Origin of the sequence: Longimonas sp. (assembly GCF_040409695.1) — a bacterium.
Classification (GTDB): domain Bacteria; phylum Bacteroidota; class Rhodothermia; order Rhodothermales; family Salinibacteraceae; genus Longimonas.
Map to the genome: position 1 here is coordinate 1 of NZ_JARWGJ010000167.1, position 5393 is coordinate 5393.

Genomic DNA, 5393 nt, shown 5'->3' on the forward strand with positions numbered 1-5393 from the left:
TCGCTTGGGCGACATCATCGCAGTCCGCTGAGTGTTTTCAGACGCTGCCCAAACCGCTGCCCAACATACCGCACAGCGATTATTACCCCCCAGAGCCACTTCTTCGACCGTTCCTGATATCGACCAGCTTCTCGTTGCACGAAAAATAGGCAGGTAGTTCTCTGTCACAGGTCAATCTCCGGGTAACACATGGCCACCTAACGTACCGAAAATAACTCACAACCTTGTCATTGCGAGCGCAGCGACGCAATCTCATGCGATCGGACCGGATGCAGTTGCCCAATTAACGGCATGAGATCGCCGCGTCGGTCGCAAGCTCCCTCCTCGCGATGACAATTTCGGACCCTAACATTCAGGTGTGACAGAACAGTAACGCACCTTCTCATTTGGCGCTTTGTAAGGGATATCCTTACGTTTCTTTTCTTTTGTAGGGATATCCCTTATCCTCTCTCAATTAACATTTTTGCTTTGTCAACTCCTTCACTTTTGTCGCACAATCCTGCAACACACATCAGAATACTGACAGACTGAGCAGCATTACCTCTTTACTTTATCGGTACAAAATCTACTCCGGTTAGAATTATCCCACCGTTCGCGGCTGTTGCTTTTTCGCTGCGTAGACCAATCAACATGAATATACCTGTTTCCGATCTTCTGCTCGAAGGCGAAGCCGAGGAGGTTTTACCCGTTCCGCTTTCTTCGCGACAGATGGCGTATGTGCGGCGCCGCGCCGAAGCTCACGGCATTTCGGAGCGGCAATTTGTACGGTTTATCCTGAATAAGCTGCAGGAAGCCGACTCAGCTTTTTCCGGTGATCCTTCGGAGTCCTCGTCTTCCAGAGCCTCTTCACCATCAGAACCTTCACCGTCAGATTCTTCATCAGAGCGCGAGTCGCCCAGATTCCCCTCAGATGACAGCGGCAGCACGACACTTGATCACCTCCGCCAACACCGGTCTTCTTCATCCGACACACAGGATGATCCTGAAGCTTCAGGTAAGGAAACCGACGACAATCCGCTTAATCGCTCCATGTTTGATTACCTCCGTGACGAATCTCCGTGATGTAACATGTAACGCAATAATCACGCTATTATTTTACGAGTTGATATTTTAACTATTAAGGACAGCTTAAACAGCACTATTTGAATACGTATGTCGCACCCAAGTATCCTTCTTCTGGACGACGATGATTTCATTGTTCGTCTTGTAAGCCATCAGCTATCTACCGGCTACGCGCTGTCGACATGCCAGACCTGCAGCGCAGCCCGGCGTAGCCTGCAAGAGACCCCGTTCGATGTACTCTTGCTTGATGTTCAGTTGCCCAATGGAAGCGGCTGTGATGTGCTGCACAGCGCCCGCACCCATCCTGAATCGTTGAATACGGAAACGCCCGCAATAGCGTTTACTGCCCACGTGCTCGGTGACATACGCGAGCGCCTGCTTGATGAAGGGTTCGATGCCTACCTCGCTAAACCTTTTCACGCAGCTCAGCTGGTCGGCACAATTGAATCGCTCCTCCCAGCCTAACGGACTCGAGCTCTGCCCCTTCGCTGCTCCGTGCAGTCCGCCGGGCCTTGTGATGCCTCGTTTCCTTCTCACAGCACTACATGCCTTTGACCCATCGCAACCAGTCTGCACCTACAGTCTCGCCATCCGAGTTTCACCGGTATATACCCGGCGAGCGGTTGGAAAGCATACGCCTTCCGGTCACTGCAACGCGTTCTGAACCGGTTCTCGTGGAGCGCTTTCGCATCCCTGGCGTCCCATCATCGCAAGCGTTTCCCCGCCTGAATAGCCATCTGCTCTCTGTCATCACACGGGGCCAGGCCCGCGGGCAATACAGTCTTGGAGACGATACCGACCTACACGAGGTCGAAATTCAGGAAGAGGTGTCGCTCTTTCTTGCCGCTGGCACATCTACGACATGGGCCTGGGAAGATTGTGACGTAGAACTTGTTTTCGTGTACATCCCGCCACCGCTTATCTATCACTTTGTGTCGCTGCATGCGCTGGACCCGAGGCGCACAACGCTACGCTCTCGCGTTTTTGAGGAAGACCGTGTGCTCTACCTGCTGGGGCAGGCCCTCAACCAGTCTATTGAGGCGTGTACCGACGGTGAAAGCGGCGTCACGACGCGCGCGGTGGCAGGCGCGGTCGTCCGTGCCATGATCTTCCGCCTGCTCGTCACTGCCGATGCGGACGTGCCGCCCCTCATGCAGGCCAATCAGGGACCTCTTTCAGCATCAGCGCGGCGGTCTGTGCAGGAGCACATCCGCACCAACCTGGATGAGGACATTAGCGTAGCCGACTTGGCCGAGCATCTTGACATGAGTCCGTCGCACTTCAGCCGCCTTTTTAAGCAGACTGTGGGCTACACGCCGTACCGGTATGTGCTGCGCGAGCGTGTGCGCAGAGCCCGGCACCTGCTTGCCGAGACCGACCTGCCGATTGCCAGCGTCGCCCTGCAGGCCGGGTTTTCAAACCAGAGCCATCTTACGCGCTGGTTTCGCCGCGTTACGCACACCACCCCTGCTTCGTACCGTAAGGCTATGAAAGACGGTGAGACCTCCTCATCAGACCTCACCGACTTTGACTCTGCTTCCACACGTTCGGGAACGGAGGATTCAGAGCGTTCATGACTTCGCCGGGCGTACTTCTGCGGGTCCTGGCTGCGGGAGCCATGACCAGTCGGGCAGGTAGCTTCGCACGCGCACGGCTGCGTTCTCGACAGAGATGTAAGCCACCGGGATGAGAACCAGCGTAATGAGCGTGGAGGCAAAGAGCCCGCCAATCACGACGCGCGCCAGGGGCGCCTGAATATCGCCCCCGGCCCCCAGCCCGATAGCCAGCGGAAGCAGTCCGAGCATCGTAGTGAGTGCGGTCATCAAGATAGGACGCAAGCGCAGACGCCCGGCCTCAACCACCGCCTCCGACAGCTCTAACCCCCGCTCGCGCCGCATGATATTGATGTAGTCCACAAGCACGATCGCATTGTTCACAACGATGCCAATAAGCATGATGAGCCCCATGATGCTCTGGATGTTGACCGTAGTGCCCGTCAGGTAGAGCGTGGGTACGACCCCGACAAGAGCGAGCGGCACCGAGAACATGACGATAAACGGATCCAGAAAGCGTTCAAACTGCCCGGCCATCACCATATAGATCAACAGCAGAGCCATTACGATAGCCAGCATAAAGTCGCGCTGTGCTTCTTGCTGCTCGCGGTACTCGCCTCCAAAGGTAAGCGAAAACTGCTCAGGCAGGTTCATCTGAGCGACCGTGCTCTGCGCCCGTTCTACGACATCGTTCAGGTTTGCATCGCTGGTCAGCGTTGCCGATAGGTAGGTCACACGCTGTCCGTTAATGCGCCTCACGGTGCTGGGTCCACGCCCTTCATCAACCTGAACGAAGGCCGACGCGGGAATGGTACCGCCATCGGGGCTACGCACGGCGATGTTATCCAGGTCTTGCACGGTGAGTCGGTCTTCGGGGCGCAGGCGCACGATGATCGGAAACTCATCGCCTTCAACCCGAAAGGCTCCGGCACGCGTGCCCGCCAGGTTGGTCTGGATGGCAGTGGCCACGCCTTGTGTGGTGAGGCCCGCCTGCGCGATGCGCTCACGGTCGAAGAAAATATTCTGCTCGGGCTGTCCGCGGTCTTCACCGCCGACCTCCACGTCGGCGATACCGTCGAGCTGCTCCAGGCGATTTTTGATGTCGTCGCCGATAATCTGGGCTTGCTCCAGGTCGTACCCGCGCAGCTCCATTTCGAGTGAGGTTTCCTCGTCGCCCCCACCGCTACTGAAGGCCCGGCGCAGCACCCAGAGTCCGGTACGGGCACGCACCCGTATCTCAACCCCCGGCACGACGCCCTCAATGTTCTCGCGCAGGTAATCGGCCAGCTCCGAGGGCTCGGTGGTGCGCTCCCCTTCCGGACGCATCGCCAGGTCGATGCGGGCGCGGCTGCCGCGAATTTCCGTTGTCATGAACTGCACATCCTCCTCGGGCACCAGCGGTTTCACAACGTCCTCCAGTTCCTGCAGGTACGACTGCACGACCGCGAGATTTGTCCCCGAGTCCATGCTCATGTCGATGCGGATCTCGTTGGCATCGGTCTGCGGTGCCAGTTCGACCGGAAGCATGGGCCAGATGAATAGCGCTCCTGCCAGTAGCACCCCCGTCGATGCAAAGACGGTCTTCCGGTACGTAATGACGGTACGCAGCTTATCTTTGTACCACTCCTCCAGCTGCTGAAAGCGACGCTGGAAAGCCGACTGGGTAGAGGCATCCGGGTTGGCCTCGTTCGTCAGGAAGCGACTCGCCAGCATAGGCACCAGGGTGAGCGCTACAAAGAGCGAACAGACCAGCGAGAAGACCACCACAAGCGCCAGCGACTGAAAGAGCGATGCGCTGGTAGCTTGTGCAAAGACCAGCGGCAGAAAGATTACGGAAGTCGTGAGGGTCGAGGCCACAATGGCTCCTGCTACCTCACGCGTCCCTATGCTGGCCGCGTCGGGCAGACTTCGCCCGTTCTCTTCGCGGTGCCGCACAATGTTTTCGAGCACGACAATCGCGTTATCCACAATGAGCCCTACTCCGAGTGCGAGCCCGCCGAACGTCATGATGTTCAGTGTGAGTCCGCCGAAGTAGAGGAGGCCGAATGTTGCAATGATCGAGATGGGAATAGAGAGCGCAATGACAAACGTGGTGGAGCCGTTGCGCAAAAACATGTAGAGCACGAATATCGCAAGCAGCGCCCCCCAGAGCAACGAGCTCTGCACGCTGTCGATCGACGACTGAATATATGTGCTCTGGTCGCTGATTACCGTAAGGTGCATGTCGTTACGTTCGGCGTTGATGCGCTCTACCTCGGCCCGAACGCCATCGGCTACAGCAACCGTATTGGCATCGCTCTGCTTCTGGATGCGCATCTGCACGATAGGCATCCCATCGAGCTCGGTCATCCGAAACGTATCCTGGTAGCCATCTTCTACGTTGGCTACGTCGATCACCCGTATGGGCTGACCTTCGGCGTATGCGATGACCGTGTTTCGGATCTCATCGACCGACGTGTACTCCCCGAGGGCCCGAACGTACATATCTCGGAGTCCGTCTTTCACGTTGCCGCCACCAACCACCGCGTTTTCGGATGCGATGGCCTGGCGCACCTCGTCGGCGGTCAGCCCTGAGGCCTGCAAGCGATCGCGCTTCAGGTTGATCTGAATCTCGCGCTCAATCTCGCCGCGCAGTTCGATCGTACCCACGCCGGGCACCTGCTCAATCCGCTTCGCCAGATCGCGCTGTAGGATGCGGCTGAGCGTCTCCAGGTCGTAGCGCGATTCGACGGCAATACTGACAACAGAGGTCTGGTTCGGGTCGAACTTCCAGATGCG

The 5393-nt window shown here is 57.4% G+C and carries 4 protein-coding genes; 3 read left to right on the forward strand and 1 reads right to left on the reverse strand.

The genetic code is table 11. The features are described from left to right. Positions 1-630: 630 nt before the first annotated feature. The 3 genes from PPP56_RS10420 to PPP56_RS10430 all read left to right on the forward strand — a co-directional run bounded on the left by PPP56_RS10420 (position 631) and on the right by PPP56_RS10430 (position 2639). A complete protein-coding gene (locus tag PPP56_RS10420) occupies positions 631-1062 on the forward strand; it encodes a hypothetical protein (protein ID WP_353563983.1) in 432 nt (143 codons plus the stop codon). A 90-nt stretch (positions 1063-1152) separates the two neighbouring features. Then, entirely contained in the window at positions 1153-1527 is a 375-nt protein-coding gene (locus tag PPP56_RS10425; protein ID WP_353563984.1) for a response regulator, read from the forward strand. An 80-nt stretch (positions 1528-1607) separates the two neighbouring features. Then, entirely contained in the window at positions 1608-2639 is a 1032-nt protein-coding gene (locus PPP56_RS10430; protein ID WP_353563985.1) for a helix-turn-helix domain-containing protein, read from the forward strand. Here PPP56_RS10430 and PPP56_RS10435 read toward each other — a convergent pair. Next, positions 2634-5393: efflux RND transporter permease subunit (locus PPP56_RS10435; RefSeq protein ID WP_353563986.1), on the reverse strand; the 2760-nt coding region annotated here is incomplete at its 5' end. The two genes, PPP56_RS10430 and PPP56_RS10435, sit on opposite strands and share 6 nt — an antisense overlap.

Coding starts and splice junctions, on each gene's coding strand:
- PPP56_RS10420 (WP_353563983.1), top strand. CDS start 631: ATGAATATACCTGTTTCCGATCTTCTGCTCGAAGGCGAAGCCGAGGAG.
- PPP56_RS10425 (WP_353563984.1), top strand. CDS start 1,153: ATGTCGCACCCAAGTATCCTTCTTCTGGACGACGATGATTTCATTGTT.
- PPP56_RS10430 (WP_353563985.1), top strand. CDS start 1,608: ATGCCTTTGACCCATCGCAACCAGTCTGCACCTACAGTCTCGCCATCC.